Raw genomic sequence first — 15,174 nt, forward strand, 5'->3', positions numbered from 1 at the left:
TCCCGGTGACCCCGATCACAAGGCAGCCAGTAATGTGACCGAGTCACGCAATGTGAGGCGATGGGCGAGCGAGTCGAGACAGGGTGGCAATGGACGCGGATGTGATCGTCGTAGGCGGGGGCACCAGCGGTGCGGTACTGGCAGCACGGCTGTCCGAGGACCCGGATCGGCGCGTGCTGCTACTGGAGCAGGGCCCGGACGATTCGGCGTACGACGACTCCGTTCTGCGGCCCGCCTCGGCGGGGGACGTCTGGGCCGGAACGCCTTTCGCTCGGGCGTTCCCTATGCAGGCCGGGCACACCACGGTCCAGATGGTGCGCGGGCGCGTCCTGGGCGGCACCTCGGCCGTGAACTACCTCGCCACGATGCGCGGCCAGCCGGCCGACTACGACGCGTGGGCCGCGCGGGGGCTCGACGGGTGGAGCTGGCCCGACATCCTCGCGACCTTCCGGGCCATGGAGAACGACCTGGACTGCGGCGCATCGGATCTGCACGGCTCGGACGGGCCACTCGTCGTACGCCGCTCCACCCCCGACCAACAGACCGAATCCCAGCGGGCGTTCCTCGCGGGACTACGGGATCTCGACGTGCCGTGGGTCGACGACGTCAACAACCCCCGGCAGCTCCCGGGCGTCGGGATCTTCCCGCTGACGGTGTCCGAGGACGGTGAGCGGCTGACCGTGAGCCAGGCGTACCTGACCAGGGAGGTCCGGTCGCGGCCGAACCTGACCGTCGAGACCGGGGTGACCGTGGACAGGGTCGTCGTCGAGGAGGGCAGGGCGAGACGTGTCCTCACCGCCGATGGCCGGGAACTGTCCGCCGGCGAGATCGTCGTCAGCTCCGGCGCAACCGGTTCACCCGCGCTACTGCAGCGGTCGGGCATCGGGCCGAGGGATCTGCTCGACGGCCTCGGTATACCCGTCGTCGCCGACATCCCTGGGGTCGGGGCGAACCTCCAGGATCACCTCGGGTTCCCACTCCTCTACCACCACGCGGGCGGCAGTCCGCTGCGCGGCGGTCCGGTCCAGCCGGTGTGGGTGGGCCGTACGCCGCAGTCGGACACCATCGACTTCCACGTTCTGAACCTGCCGATCGGCGAACCGACCGCCGACGGCGCGTACTTCTCGGTCGTCCCGTACCTGCTCGATGTCACCGGGCGGGGAACGGTCCGGATCTCGTCGGTCGATCCTGACGCCGAACCGGATGTGGCGATGCCGGCGCTGACGGCGCACGACCTGGAACGACTCGACTGGATCCTGGGTCGCATCGCCGCACTGGAGTCGACCGGGCCGTTCTCGGAGCTCGGCGCCACCCGCGTCCAACCGATCACCGACCTGAGCGTCGAAGGCGCCGCGGCCGGCCTGGTCGACGGCGGCGTGATCAGCTACGCACACCTGGGCGGTACGTGCGCGATGGGTCCGGACGGAGACCCGAACGCCGTCCTGGACGCACGCTGCCACGTCCGCGGGGTCGAGGGCCTGCGGGTCGTGGACGCCTCGGCGATGCCGGTGCTGCCTGCGGGCAACACCTACCTTGGCTGCGTGATGATGGCCGAACGTGCCGCGCAACTGATCTGAGGTACGCAAGTTCTGAGCCGGTCACGGTCTCGGCGCGGTCCGTAGTTTCTCGTAGACAACGCCTTTGACGAGTTAGCCTGGACGACATGCCGCTGTCACCGGATGAGCGTCAACAGTTCCTCGCGCAGCCGCATATCGCCGCACTTGCAGTGGCGGCCCCCGGCCGCGGCCCACTGACCGTCCCCATCTGGTACCAGTACGCACCGGGGACCGAGGCGTGGGTACTGACCGGCCCTGAATCGCAGAAGATCCGCCACATCAGGGAGGCCGGCCGTTTCAGCCTGATGGTGCAGCAGGCCGAACCCACCGTCCGGTACGTGAGCGTGGAGGGGCCGGTCACCCGGATCACTGCGGTGACCGACGAGATGAACCGCGAGATGGCTGCCCGCTATCTCCCGGCGGACAAAGTCGACCCGTACCTGAAGGCGACCGAGGCCTACGGCGGCCAGGTCGCGGTGTACATGCGGCCCGAGCACTGGCTCTCGGCCGACCTCGGCGATCTCCGGGACCTGTAGTCAGGCCCCTCCCCTGAGGCGCACCGCCGACGCCGGCTTTCCCTGACTGTCGTTGCCCGAGAACGTGTGGTCACGGCACGCGGTAGGTCCACTCCGGGGTGCGGAACTTGGAGCCGACCGACTCGCGTGCCGCGGCCAGTTCCGCGTCGGTGTACGTGCTGTCCCGGGTGTCGTAGCGTGCGCGGAAGTGCGCGAGGAACGCGGCGATGATGGCGTCGCGCTCCATGCCGGTCTGCGAGCGCATCGGGTCGACCCGTTTGCCGGAACTGGTGATTCCCTTGTCGGAGATCTTCTCCCGACCGATGCGCAGCACCTCGGTCATCTTGTCGGCGTCGATGTCGTACGCCATCGTCACGTGGTGCAGCACCGCGCCGGCGGCGAAGCGCTTCTGCGCCGCCCCGGCGATCTTGCCCTTGTCGGAGGCGATGTCGTTGAGCGGCACGTAGCGGGCGTTGATGCCGACGTCGGCGAGCGCACCCATCACCCACCGGTCGAGGAACTCGTACGACTGCTCGAAACTCAGGCCGTCGACCAGCGAGGTGGGCACCGACAGCGAGTAGGTGATGCAGTTGCCGGGCTCCATGAACATCGCGCCGCCGCCGGAGATGCGCCGAACGATGCCGATGCCGTGCCGGGCGGCGGCCTCCTCGTCGACCTCGTTGCGCACCGACTGGAAGGAGCCGAGCACCACCAGCGGCGCGTCCCAGTCCCAGAACCGCAGCGTCGGCCCGCGGTCGCCGGCGGCCACCTCACGGGTGATCACCTCGTCGAGCGCGACGTGCATCGCCGGGTCCAGCACCGCCGGCTCGATCACCTCAAAGGTGTGGTCGTGCCAGCTCGTCGCGTGGCCGAGGGCACGGCGTATCGCGATGCCGACGGACTCCGGGGTGAAGCCGATCATCGACACCTCGTCGCCGAGCACCCTGGAGATCGCCTGTCCGAGCTTCGCGGCGTCGGCGGTGGCGGACATCCCGATCACCGCGGCGACGATGTCGTCGAGCGCCTCGTCCGGCTCGAGGAAGAAGTCACCGGAGAGCGACACCCGCGACAGGCGCCCGTCGTCCACCTCGACATCGACCGCCACGAGCTTGCCACCGGGAACCTTGTACTCACCACGCATGAGGCGAAGCGTATAACGGCCGGGGTAGAGCCGGACGACGGTCAGGACGCCGTTCCCTCTGCGTCCCCGGTCACCGCGACTGCGGGACCGTCGCCCGGGCATACCAGGCGCGGGCGTCGAGCGAGAACGCCCCGGACGGGAGCGCCGCTCGGCACGCCTCGCGCACGCCCGCCTGCCGCCCACTCCCAAGGGACTGCAGGTACTGGCCGGCAGGGCCGACCGCGAACGTGAACGGCTCCCAGAAGTCGTCGAAGCCGGCGTAGTCCGCCCGGGCCGTGAGGGCACCGCCGACCACCTCGGTCAGTCCGGCACGGCGAAATCGCTCCGCGATGTCGCCTGCCGCAGTGCCCGCCATCGCGGATTCACCGACGACCTCGGCGTCGGTCTGACGCACCGCGGTCCAGAACAGGTGCAGCATCGTCATGCCGCCGGTGGCGGTGTCCCACATGCAGGCGGCGACGGTGCCACCCGGTCGCGTCACCCGCGCCATCTCGCGCACACCCCGGGCGGGATCACTCATGAACCCGAGCACGAGGCAGGACAGGGCGGCGTCGAATTCTCCGCTGGCCCAGGGTAAGTGCTCGGCGACGCCTTCGCGGACGTCGGCACCAGGGTTACGCTCCCGGCAGGCCGCGACGAACTGCGGCGCCGGATCGATCGCGGCGACGTGCGTGGCGCCCACCCGCGCGACGAGTTCCCGGGCCAGGCCGCCGGGCCCGCAGCCGACATCGCACACCCGGCTGCCCGGTGACACGCCGGCGGCATCCACGAGCGCGGCCGCGAGGGTCGGTGTGTAGCGCCCCATGAAGCGGTCATACTGCTCAGCCGGTGCGGCGAACTGCATGGATCCAATCAATCGGATGCGGGCGGACACGTCAAGGCCACGCCGTCACGGAACTTCAGTGTCATCGCGAGGGTCTCGGTGCAGACCTGTGCTGCGGCTCATCGGGTTGCGCTCAACAGCGGCGTGTCATGTCCGCTGCTCGGGTAGCGTCCACACGAGTTGGATCCCATGACGTCGTCACGCGACCAAGGAGTTCGACGATGCAACTCTCACGACGCGGATTCTTCGGTGTGGCAAGCTCGGTCGCCGCCCTCGGCTGGCTGCGCGCACCGTCGGCCTCCGCCGGACCGGGTGCGCCGGTGCCACCGCCGCCCGTCCCGATCCCGGACCTACCGCCGCCGACCGACCCGAGTCCGCTGAACTTCGCGTCGCCGCCGCTACGCCGGTTCGTCACCGACCTGCCGCGCCTACCGACCGCCGCGGCGTCGGGAACGCTCACCGCGCAGTCCAGCACCCACACCTACCACCCGGATCTGCCGGCGACGACGGTACTCGGCTACCACGCCGGCGTCCTCGGCCCCACGCTCGAGGCCCGCCACGGCGTGCCGACGACGGTGTCGTTCGTCAATTCGATCGACGTCAATCCACTCGGCGACGCCGTCGATCTGACGGCGCACGGCGCCACCGAGGAGGATCGGACGAATCCGCGGACGACGGTGCACCTGCACGGCGCCCCGAGCCGTCCCGACTCGGACGGGCATCCGTTGATCACGTGGCGGCGTGGCGGCGTGCAGACCAACCGCTACGCGAACGACCAGGAGGCCGCGACCCTCTGGTACCACGATCACGCGATGGCGATCACCCGCCTGAATGTGCAGGCCGGGCTCGCCGGGTTCTATCTGCTGCGCGACGAGTTCGACACCGGCCGCGCCGACAATTCGCTCGGGCTGCCCGCCGGGGAGTTCGAGGTGCCGATCGTGGTGCAGGACCGCACCTTCAACACCGACGGAACGCTGCAGCCGCGGCTGGCCCGCTACCAGCCGGTCGGCTACGGCCAGGGGGGCCAGTTCGGGGACGTCGCGGTGGTCAACGGAGTCGCGTGGCCACGGATGACGGTGCGGCGCGCGCTGTATCGGCTGCGGCTGCTGCAGGGCTCGAACTCGCGCACCTACCGGTTCGGGTTCTCGAACGGGATGCGGTTCACGGTGATCGGCGGTGACCAGGGCCTGCTCGACGAGTCCGTCGACACTGATCACATCGTCATGACCTCCGGGGAGCGCGCCGACCTGCTGGTGGACTTCTCGGCGCTCGCGCCGGGCGAGTCGGTGACGCTCGTCAACACCGCGCTCAACGGTGTCGCCAACGCCGTGATCGCGGTACCGGCGCTGCCCGAGATCATGCGGTTCGACGCGGATCGGGCGGCGACCGAACCGGTCCGGGTGCCGGGACGGCTGCGGGGCGGGCCGGGACTCCCCCCGGCGATCGCGCCCGCCACCACCGACGGTGTCGCCCGTACCAGGGTCATGACGTTCCTGGGGCGCTTCGACCTGGACCGGACGGCCGCGGTGGTGCCGCTGATGGGGTCGATCAACAATCTGCCGTTCCTCACCGACGACGTCGACGTCGCCCGGGCCGGGACGACGGAGATCTGGCACATCGTCAACGTGTTTCCGCTCGAGCATCCGGTCCACCTGCACCTGGCCCGGTTCCGGATCCTGAGCCGGCAGAAGCTGTGGTCGGCCGGCTACATGGCCACCTCGCCCCCGCCGCTCGAGCACGACATCCGCTGGGCGCCGGACCCGTCGCCGTTCCTCATCGGGGAGCGAGCGTCGCCGGCAGCGTGGGAGGCGGGCTGGAAGGACACCACGCTCGTCGAGGCCGACGCGGTGCTCACCATCCTCGTGCACTGGCCGTCGGTCGACGACCTCGGCTTCGACCCGGACGCGCCGATCCCGATCCCGGACAGCGCAGTGGGTCACCACGGCACCCACCAGGAGGTCCGCGGGTACACGTGGCACTGTCACAACCTCGAACACCAGGACCACGACATGATGCAGCAGATCCGGGTGCGCGGGTAGGCGCGCCAGATTTGCGCAGCTACATGTCGGTACCCCTCGATACAATTCGCACATGGATTCGAGCAACGAATTCGGCGAAGTCGGGACGGTGTCCGAGCACCTGACCGCACTCGACGCCGCCGTCGCCGGGCTGCTCGACGACCAGCTGTCGCAACTGTCCGACGCCGATGTCGCGGCGACCCTGCAGCAGATCGAGACCTCCCTCCGCAAAGCCTCGACCCTCGGGCACCGCCTCGTCGTCGAATCGGTCGAACGAGGCCTGCCCGGCAAGTACGACTGCAAGTCGATCAACAACTTTCTGATCAAGACCCTGCGACTCTCGGTCGGCGACGCCTCGCGCCGGGTGACGGCGGCCCGGAAGGTGGGCACCTGGCACAGCCTGGGCGGCGACCCCCTGCCCGCCGATCTGCCCGCCACCGCTGCCGCGCAACGGGACGGGGCCGTCGGACCGGACCACGTGGACGCGATTCGACAGGTGCTGCGAAAGGTCCCCCGGGCCGTCGACGCAGAGAAGGTGGACGCGGCCGAGCAGGTACTTGCCGAGCTTGCCCGCTCGTCCACCCCCGACGCCGTCGCCGTCGCCGGCCAGCAGTTGCTGGGCTACCTCAACCCGGACGGCAGCCTCACCGACGACCGAGACCGCAAGCGGCAACGTAGTTTCCGGATTGGCAGGCAGAACGCGGATCTCATGACGCCGGTATCCGGGTTGCTCGACCCCGAGGCACGCGCGTTGCTCGAGCCGGTGCTGGCGAAGTACGCCCGGCCCGGGATGAACAACCCGGACGACCCCACCTCCCCTACTGGCGACGCCGATTCTCCGACGATGGACCGCGACACCCTCGTGAAGGCCGCCGGCCGCGACACCCGCACCGCGGGGCAACGCAACCACGACGCGCTCAAAGCCGGTCTGCGCCACGTGCTCGCCTCCGGGATCCTCGGCAGCCACCGGGGACTCCCGGTCACCGCGATCATCACCATGACCCTGAAGCAACTCGAGGAGGCAACCGGGGTCACCACCACAGCGTCCGGTGGGATGCTTCCGATCCGGGATGCGCTCCGCATGGCAGAGTTTGCACACCCCGTGCTGTGCATTTTCGACCACAGCGGCCGCCCGCTGCACCTGGGTAGGAACAAACGCCTCGCCAGCGCCGATCAACGCCTCGCGTTGATTGCCGCATCGCGCGGTTGCACCCGCCCGGGCTGCGATGCGCCGGCGAGCATGACCGCCGTCCACCACGTCAAGGGCTGGAAGAGCAACCACACCAAGGGACYGGACGATGGCGGCGCCACCGACATCGAGAACCTCGACCTGGCGTGCGACCCGTGCCATGCCCTCATCCACGACGGCCCCGGCGGCTGGCAGACGGCCAACACACCGGATGGCGGAAGGTACCGCGGCCGCACCCACTGGATCGCGCCGCCCCACATCGACCCGGACCGGAGTCCGCGGGTCAACCACCGGCACCACCTCGACGAACTGCTCGCGAAGGCGCTCGCACGTTCACGCGCCCGCAGGGAGGCCGAACTGAAGGGCGGGCGCCGATCCCGGGGAGCCGGTCCCAGGACCGGCCGAGACGACGGCACCTCGCCCAATGATGACGGCGTCCCGTGAGCGTGCCACCAACCAGGCCACCATCACCGCCACCGCCACCGCCACCGCCACCGGGCTTCCCCACTCGTCGGTCATGATCACTGCAACGTGTTGCGCAAAAAGGGGTTACGGCAACTTTGGTGGCACGGACGTCTTCCGAACGACGCCACCGCTCCGTACCATCGATATGGTCTCGCTGAAATCCCTTTCGGAGGCCGACGTGAGTGGACTCGGTATCGATCTCGGAACTGCCAACACTGTCGTCGGGACCCCCGAAGACGGAATCGTCTTGAACGAGCCATCGTTCATGCTCGTTCGAACCAAGGATCCCAACAGGGCCCTGGCGATCGGCACGGACGCGCGGAACCTCGTCGGCCGCGCTCCGATCGGAATCACACCGGTTCGTCCGATTCGCGACGGGGTGATCGTGGATCTGGAGTCGGCCGGGACATTCGTCACGGCCGTCATCAAGCGCGCTGCCCCGGCCAGGCGATACGGCCTACGACCGAAGGGCGTCATCGCGGTTTCCGCGGGCGCCACCCCGCTCGAGCGTCGCGCATTGCTCGAGGTCGGACACGAGGCTGGTCTGCGCAAGGTCGCTTTGATACCGGAGCCGGTAGCGGGTGCCCTCGGCTGCGGGATCAACCCGCTCGAACCGCGCGCCCACCTCGTCGTCGATTTCGGTGGCGGCACTTCGGAGATCACCGCGTTCTGTTTCGGTGGCATTCTCTCCCACCGCAGTTGCCGACTCGCGGGGGACGAACTCACCGACGCGCTGCACCACTATCTACGGACAGAGCACAAAACCATCGTCGGCGAGATCACCACCGAGCGGGCGAAGCTGGGCGCGCCCGACAATGCCGAAGGACAGTCGCTCGTTGTAGAGGGCCGCGACGCCGTGACCGGCCGTGCCCGTCTGGTCACCCTCGAGATCGAGGAAATCGTCGATGCCTTGCGGCCGACCACGACGAGCATCGTCCAGACACTGACCGCGTGTCTGGAGGACCTTCCCCCGCAGGCGATCGGTGACGTGATGTCGGAAGGGCTGCTCGCAATCGGCGGCGGGTCGATGTTGCGTGGTCTGTCGCAACTGCTCGAACAGTCCTTCGGGTTCCCGGTGAAGACTGCCGAGCGCCCACTCACCTGCGTGGCCGAAGGCGCTACGGCATGTTTGGATCACCCCGAAGTGCTTGCCGCGTACAGCAGCTGATCACCGTATCGGCACGCCGGGCGGTCGCGGGAAGTAACGCTCGAGGAGTTTCTTCACCACGGGCCCCGCAGTTGCCGACCCGAAGCCGCCCCCGCGGACCAACACCGACACCACGATTTCCGGAGCGTCGATCGGCGCCACGGCGGAGAACCATGCATTGAGACCTTCCCCCGGCGCCGAAGGATCCTCGGCGGTTCCGGTCTTGGCGCCGGCCGGCACCGGCAGGTCGGCGAGTTGACCGGCCGTGCCGGCCGACGCGGAGGCCCGCATCCCCGCTCGTACGGGTCCGAGGCGCTCCGCGAAGGGCAGCAGTACCGGCGCCGCCGTCGGGATCGGTACGGTGTCCGTCGTCCCGTACCCAGCCGCGAGCTGGGGCGTCACCACCGCGCCCGTGGCGATGCCCGACGTCCATCGCGCCACCTGCAGCGGGGTCGCGCTGACGGTGCCCTGACCGATGCCCATCAGCAGCGTCGATCCGGGATACCAGGTGGCCCCGATACTTCCGACGTTCTCGGGCGTCCCCAGGAATCCCTCGGCCTCGCCGGGCAGGTCGATCCCGGATCGTCGGCCGACTCCGAGTTGCCCCGCGACGTCCGCCATCTTCTCGGGGCCGAGGAGTTCGCCGAGCTTGTAGAAGTAGACGTTGTCGGACCACTGGATTGCCTGGAGCAGGTTGTGCGGGCCCATCGGTTTCCAGTTCCGGAAGGTGTGGCTGCCGTAGGTGTAGGACGCACCGGTGTCGATCACGGTCTCCGGCGCCAGCACCGGGTACTGGGTGTTCGCCGCCGCGACCACGATTTTGAAGGTCGAGCCGGGCGGTACCGCGGTCTGGGTTGCGTTGTTCACCAACCGACTCGGCCCAGGGGCCTGGGCCTGGTCCGCCAGCGCGACGAGGTCGGCCGGGGGCCCGTACACGTTGTTGTCGGCGCCGGGGACACTGGCAAGTGCCAAGACGGCGCCGGTGCGGGCGTCCATCACGACCGCGGCACCGAGGTCGCCCTTGCTGGTGCGCACCGCCTCCGTGAGCGCGTCGGTGGCCAGGATGTGCATGCCGAGGTCGAGGTGCAGTCGCAGGTCGTGACCCCGCATCGGGTCCACCCGCTCGCCCGTCGCAACCGGATGCCCGGAGGGACTGACGTACATGCACTGCTTTCCGTCGCTGCCGCGGAGCAGCGCGTCGTACTGCTTCTCGAGTCCGGCCTTGCCGACCCGTGAACCGAGCGCGAGGTGCGGCCAGCGTTCCATGTCGTCGGGGTCGGCGACACCGACGTGCCCGAGGACGGAGCCGAGCACGGCGCCGTGCGGGTAATGCCTACGACCGGACGGCACCACGAGGACCCCGGGCAGTCGGGCGTCCACGATGCGTCGGGCCTGATCGGGTGCGATATTGCCCACGACGACGTGCGACTCCCCTTCTCCACGTCCTCCGATCAGTTCCGTCAACGCGTCCGGAGACGTGGCGAGCAGCGCAGCGAGCCGACCGCGAGCGCCGTCGTCGTTCTCGTCGAACATCTGGTCGACCACCGCAACGGAGTACTCCGCCACGTTCTCCACTAGGGGAATGCCGTTGCGGTCGAGGATGAGTCCTCGCTCGGCAGGCAGGCGAATACAGCGCATGATCTGCTGGTCGCTCATCGCCCGGAACTCCGCACCCCGATTGTGCTGCAACTGCCACGCGAACACAGACATCGCGACAAGGGACGCGGTCAGCGTGAGGGCGCCTGCAGACAGACCGCGAGGACGACGGCGCCGATGTGGCTCCGACGCCCACAGCGGCCGCGCGACACCATCTCTCCGCACGGCGAGCACCAGTCCGATGGCGACGAACCCGACGATCGCGGCGGTTCCCCCGTAGCTGAACAGCGGAATCGGCATCCCGGTGTGGGGCAGCAGGGAGAGACTCGCACCGATCGACACCAGCGCGTGGAACCCGAACAGGCCCCCGATGCCTGCCGCGACGAGCGCGGCCTCCCGGGTCCGTGCCGTTCGCGCGGCGAGCGCAGCCCGCCAGACGATGACCGACGTCGCCACCACAACGGCGAGACCGGCAACCAAGCCCCATCCGTACACCAGGCTGGCGAACGCGAGGTCGTGCTCCGATTCGGGAAGGTACTCGGCCCGGACGTCGTACACCGGGTCGCGCGACAGGCCCCACAATCCGCCGCTGCCGATCGCGATGTTCGCTTGCAACTCGGCCCATCCGACCCCGGCCGTGTCGGCGTCRCTCGACAGAAACACTTGGACGCGCTCGAGCTGATAGGGCCGGAGAAATAGCACCGCGAGGGGCAACGAGACGATCCCCGCTGCGAACAACGGAATCAGGGGAAGCAGCGGGACCCGGGCGAGGACGAGCATGAAGCCCGCGGTCGCGACGAGGACGACGGCGGTGGACAGGTCGGGTTGCAGTGCGACGAGCGCCACGGGCACGGCGGCGATCGCCAGGGTCGCCAGGAATCGAGCCAGCGTGAACCCCGCCGCGAGCATGCCCGCGGGAACCAGGACGAGCGCGAGCTTGGCAAGCTCGGACGGCTGGATGGTGATCACACCGAAGTCGAGCCAGCGCTGGGCWCCCTTGGTCGCGACCCCGGCGAGGGGCACCGCCGCCAACAAGACGGTGGCGACGCCGAGTACCGCCCAGCCGAAGGCACGCAGGTAGCTCATCCGCAGGCGGGCGACCACGCACATGACGACGAGGCCGGCTGCCGCGAACAGTGCGTGGCGAACGGCGGCCGCTGTCATTCCCGTCGCAATCAGATTCAGGAGGCCGAGCACCACGAGGACGACGGCCGCCGCGACGATCCACGGGTCGGATTCCCGCTTGCCTCCGGGCATGCGTCCCCCGCTCCCCTGGCCGCTCAACAGACTGCGTTCTCGGCAGGCACCAGCAGCGGCTCGGACGCGGCCGTCGCAGGGGCGCTGGTGATCGCGGCGACAGCGAGCGCGGTGCCAGGCGGCAGGTCCGTCCGCCCGATGCCGTACACCTGATGTGTGCCCGACTGGACGGGCTGGGACACGTCACCGTTGGTCCGCACCTGCCCGGAGCATCGGTCGTACACTGTCAGCGCCCAGGTCACCGCGCCGACACTTGTCGCCGGATCGAGGTGCACGTCGACCCGAATGACGCACGATCCTCCGGCCCGGCATTCGCCGTTGGCCGGTGTGGCGGTGACGAGGGTGATCGGCCCTGCGCTGCCGGGGGCACCGACTTCGACGGGCGCCGGCGCCGTGCCCACTGTGTTCGGGGCCGGGGCGGGTTGACCACCGACGGGTTCCGGTGGTGGCGGCGAGACCGGCCGAATCTGATTTTGTTCCTCCGTTTTCACGGGGTTGAGGACGGTGTCCCAGCCACGCCGTAGCTCCGACCACATCCGCGGAGCCGTCCACACCGCCCCGAGCAGTACCAGGACGATGACGAGACCCAGTACACCCTGGCGCCGCGACAGCCGTCTTCTCCTGCGATGCCACGGACTCCGGGCCGGAGGGAACCAGTGGTCCGGCGCGAGCGACGTTCCGGCCGACATCGGCAGCCGGGTCGACGCGGCGGCCGCCGCGCCCCCGACCTGCTCGCCGGGCAGGGAACGCCCCCTCGTGGCCGAGACCAGGTCGGCGAGTTGGCGCCGCCTTGTCCGTTCCTCGTCCAGGTCCGACTCGGTCGTGACCGCGTGACGCGCGCGTCTCGTCAGAGCGGCAATATCCGTTGCTCCGGAGATCGATTGGTCCAGCCGATCGGCGAGCACCGGATCGCCGCAGTTCGCCACGATACTGCGCAGCAGACTCGCGGCCGCCTCGTGCTGGTCGTGCCGGGATTCCGTAGTCCGGGGGCACTCGATCGTGAGCTGTCCGCTTTCGGAGACCGTCACAGCGTCGCCCCCGAGACCGACCGGGGAACGGCCCTGGCTGCGCGCCATTTCCAGCTGATCGATCGCATCCGTGAGGAGCAGTGTGGCCTGCGCAGACGTCAACGTCGCCGCCGTGAGCAGCCTCGGCAGGGCGACGCCACCACCACCCGACCCGATCGCGACACGGCCGGGCGGTGCAGACCGGGAATCGGTCGGCGCACCGCGTCTCGCATGGAGCCCCGTTACTGCTTCGATCATCCTGCACCCCGAAACGCTATGCCTCCCGCATCGGCCGCGACTGGACCGAAATGGGTGGCGGCGGAACATGAGTCGGGCTTCTGTCGAACTCCACTACGCTGCGCTGCTCATTAAACTCCGATCCGCGCCGGCGGGCATGCCGTTTAACCATCCGAGATCGAGGTGCAGATCGAGCGCCCGCGCCGGTGGATGGGAGCCTCCCTGGTCGCGTCGCTGACCTGCGGCTGCACGCGGTCTCGACGGTAGGTGTCTTGGCTGGGGCCTCACCCCGAGAACTCCCCCACACCCTTCCGCCGCGGATGCCCCGGACAGGAAGGTCCACCCGTGCACGACCCCGGTCCCCGGCACCACTCGCCGTCCCGATTCAACTCCGTGCCATCCATCGCGCTGAGCGCGGCCGGGCCCGCAGCGGCACCCGCGCTGGTCCTGACCGGGTCCGTCGTCCTCGGGGTCCTCCCACACCGCCGCACACCGCAACCCCTACCGCTGTCGGCCGCCGATCGGACGAGGGCTGCTCCGACGTTCGTGACCCGCCGCACGCGCCAGGATGCCGCCGACGCCCGGGCCGTGCATCAAGCCGGCGTGCTCGGTCGAGGTCGGCCAGCGACCGAATGGTCGGGCCGAGTGCCGGGGTGGGGCAGGTGGCGTGCCCCATCTCCTCGGCGGCGAGCGCGGGCTCGACGATCTCCTGCTCGGTCGTCGCGGGGTGATGCCCGAACGCGGTGCACTGGGGACCAGCCTGCTCCGGCCGTCCAGGTCGCACGAGGGCTTCGGCATCCGTACCAGGCCCTCGACCCTCGACACTGCTGGTGGCGAAGGAATAGCGTCGACGAAGGTAAGTCCCGTTGACCGGCACGCCGAAATGAGGCTGGGGGCCATGCACACCACCACCGATCCATTGACAGCTGCCGAGGAACAGAAGCGCGATCAGTTGGTGGACCGGGTGTTCGGTTCCCTGCTCGCGGGCATGGAGTTGCTGACCATGGACCTCGGTCGCAGGCTGGGGCTGTACCCCGCGATACACCGGCTCGGGTCCACCAATTCGGCCGGATTGGCGGCCGCGGCGGGGATATCCGAGCGGTACGCACGCGAGTGGCTCGAGCAGCAGGCCGCGGCAGGGATCCTCGGCGTCGTCGCCGACGGCAGCGAAAGTGACGGCCGCTCACGGCGTTACGAGATACCGCGAGCGCACGAGCCGGTCCTGATCGACGAGCAGAGCCTGGCGCACATGTTGGGTGCCGCCCCGATGCTCGCCGGATGCGGACTCACCCTGCCGGCGGTGACGGCCGCCTACCGCACCGGCGGCGGCGTCGCCTACGAGCAGTACGGCGCCGAGATCCGGCACGGCATCGGGTCCTTCAACCGTCCCGGGTTCGTCCACGACCTGCCCGGATGGATCGAAACGATGCCCGAGGTGACGGCGCGGCTGGGCGACGGCGCCGTGGTACTCGACGCCGGATGCGGTACCGGATGGTCGAGCATCTCCATCGCCGAGGCCTTCCCGAACGCCGAGGTGATCGGCGTCGACCTCGACGCCGCCTCGATTGCCGATGCCAGAGCCAACGTCACGGAACGGGGACTGGACGACCGCGTGCACTTCGAGGTCGCCAACGCCAACGGGATCGCCGACCTCGCGGACCGTCGTCGGCTGAGATTCGACTTCGCCCTGATATTCGAGGCGCTGCACGACATGGGCGATCCGGTGGGTGTGCTCGCTGGGATCCGCGAGGTCCTCACATCGGACGGCGTGATTCTGATCGGCGACGAGAATTCGGGCGAAGAGTTCACCGAGGGCGCGGGCGATGTGGAGCGGCTGCAGTATGCGTTCAGCGTCCTGCACTGCCTGCCCGCCACCATGGCGGAGTCGTCGGAGACCGCCAACGGGACGGTGCTGCGCCCGTCGACCGTCCGAAAGTGGGCTGTCGCGGCCGGGTTCGAGTCGTTCACCGAACTGCCGATCGAACACGACTTCTGGCGGTTCTACCGCCTCGACCGTTGAGCGCTGGGCTCGACACCCGATGCGTGAACCCGGGCAGAAACGCCCGGACCCCGGCGCCCGTCGAGCACCTGCCCGTCTCGCACCTGATAGGTTCGACCAGCCGCGACTGGCCCGCGAACAGGACACGCGGGTGCCTCGACACGACTGGTCACCAACCACGTCGCTCGAGACCGCGGCCGGCCGGGCCGACTACGCCCGCGCCC

At 69.4% G+C, this 15,174-nt stretch carries 10 protein-coding genes; 6 read left to right on the forward strand and 4 right to left on the reverse strand.

Annotation, left to right across the window (positions count from 1 at the left end):
* Positions 1-89 precede the first annotated feature (89 nt).
* Positions 90-1,577, forward strand: coding sequence for a GMC family oxidoreductase (locus AC1DU4_RS10175; RefSeq protein WP_477839471.1), 1,488 nt, complete (start codon positions 90-92; stop codon positions 1,575-1,577).
* 86 nt (positions 1,578-1,663) lie between these two features.
* Positions 1,664-2,092 (forward strand): pyridoxamine 5'-phosphate oxidase family protein, encoded by a 429-nt coding sequence (locus AC1DU4_RS10180; protein ID WP_477839473.1) that lies wholly within the window; start codon positions 1,664-1,666, stop codon positions 2,090-2,092.
* Between the two features lie 70 nt (positions 2,093-2,162).
* Here the strand turns inward: AC1DU4_RS10180 and AC1DU4_RS10185 are convergent, their stop codons facing one another.
* Complete coding sequence (locus AC1DU4_RS10185) at positions 2,163-3,212, reverse strand: lipoate--protein ligase family protein (protein ID WP_477839475.1); 1,050 nt, start codon at positions 3,210-3,212, stop codon at positions 2,163-2,165.
* A gap of 70 nt (positions 3,213-3,282) precedes the next feature.
* Complete coding sequence (locus AC1DU4_RS10190) at positions 3,283-4,017, reverse strand: class I SAM-dependent methyltransferase (protein ID WP_477839477.1); 735 nt, start codon at positions 4,015-4,017, stop codon at positions 3,283-3,285.
* A 239-nt stretch (positions 4,018-4,256) separates the two neighbouring features.
* Between AC1DU4_RS10190 and AC1DU4_RS10195 the strand changes: the two genes are divergently transcribed.
* The 3 genes from AC1DU4_RS10195 to AC1DU4_RS10205 all read left to right on the forward strand — a co-directional run bounded on the left by AC1DU4_RS10195 (position 4,257) and on the right by AC1DU4_RS10205 (position 8,875).
* On the forward strand, positions 4,257-6,074 hold the full coding sequence (locus AC1DU4_RS10195; protein ID WP_477839478.1) for a multicopper oxidase family protein: 1,818 nt from the start codon (positions 4,257-4,259) through the stop codon (positions 6,072-6,074).
* A gap of 52 nt (positions 6,075-6,126) precedes the next feature.
* Positions 6,127-7,686 (forward strand): HNH endonuclease signature motif containing protein, encoded by a 1,560-nt coding sequence (locus tag AC1DU4_RS10200; RefSeq protein ID WP_477839480.1) that lies wholly within the window; start codon positions 6,127-6,129, stop codon positions 7,684-7,686.
* Positions 7,687-7,885: 199 nt separating this feature from the next.
* Positions 7,886-8,875, forward strand: coding sequence for a rod shape-determining protein (locus AC1DU4_RS10205; RefSeq protein WP_477839537.1), 990 nt, complete (start codon positions 7,886-7,888; stop codon positions 8,873-8,875).
* Here the strand turns inward: AC1DU4_RS10205 and AC1DU4_RS10210 are convergent, their stop codons facing one another.
* Positions 8,876-11,707 carry an FtsW/RodA/SpoVE family cell cycle protein gene (locus AC1DU4_RS10210; protein WP_477839482.1) on the reverse strand — a complete coding sequence of 944 codons (2,832 nt, stop codon included), beginning with the start codon at positions 11,705-11,707 and terminating at the stop codon, positions 8,876-8,878.
* A 23-nt stretch (positions 11,708-11,730) separates the two neighbouring features.
* Positions 11,731-12,735, reverse strand: coding sequence for a hypothetical protein (locus tag AC1DU4_RS10215; RefSeq protein WP_477839484.1), 1,005 nt, complete (start codon positions 12,733-12,735; stop codon positions 11,731-11,733).
* Positions 12,736-13,849: 1,114 nt separating this feature from the next.
* On the opposite strand from AC1DU4_RS10215, the gene AC1DU4_RS10220 reads away from it, so the two are divergent.
* A complete protein-coding gene (locus tag AC1DU4_RS10220) occupies positions 13,850-14,971 on the forward strand; it encodes a class I SAM-dependent methyltransferase (RefSeq protein WP_477839486.1) in 1,122 nt (373 codons plus the stop codon).
* Positions 14,972-15,174 lie beyond the last annotated feature (203 nt).

The sequence above is a fragment of the Rhodococcus sp. P4_F5 genome (genome assembly GCF_056401315.1).

Excerpts from the sequence above, each read along its gene's own strand:
- AC1DU4_RS10175 (WP_477839471.1), top strand. The coding sequence starts at position 90 with ATGGACGCGGATGTGATCGTCGTAGGCGGGGGCACCAGCGGTGCGGTA.
- AC1DU4_RS10180 (WP_477839473.1), top strand. The coding sequence starts at position 1,664 with ATGCCGCTGTCACCGGATGAGCGTCAACAGTTCCTCGCGCAGCCGCAT.
- AC1DU4_RS10185 (WP_477839475.1), bottom strand. The coding sequence starts at position 3,212 with ATGCGTGGTGAGTACAAGGTTCCCGGTGGCAAGCTCGTGGCGGTCGAT.
- AC1DU4_RS10190 (WP_477839477.1), bottom strand. The coding sequence starts at position 4,017 with ATGGGGCGCTACACACCGACCCTCGCGGCCGCGCTCGTGGATGCCGCC.
- AC1DU4_RS10195 (WP_477839478.1), top strand. The coding sequence starts at position 4,257 with ATGCAACTCTCACGACGCGGATTCTTCGGTGTGGCAAGCTCGGTCGCC.
- AC1DU4_RS10220 (WP_477839486.1), top strand. The coding sequence starts at position 13,850 with ATGCACACCACCACCGATCCATTGACAGCTGCCGAGGAACAGAAGCGC.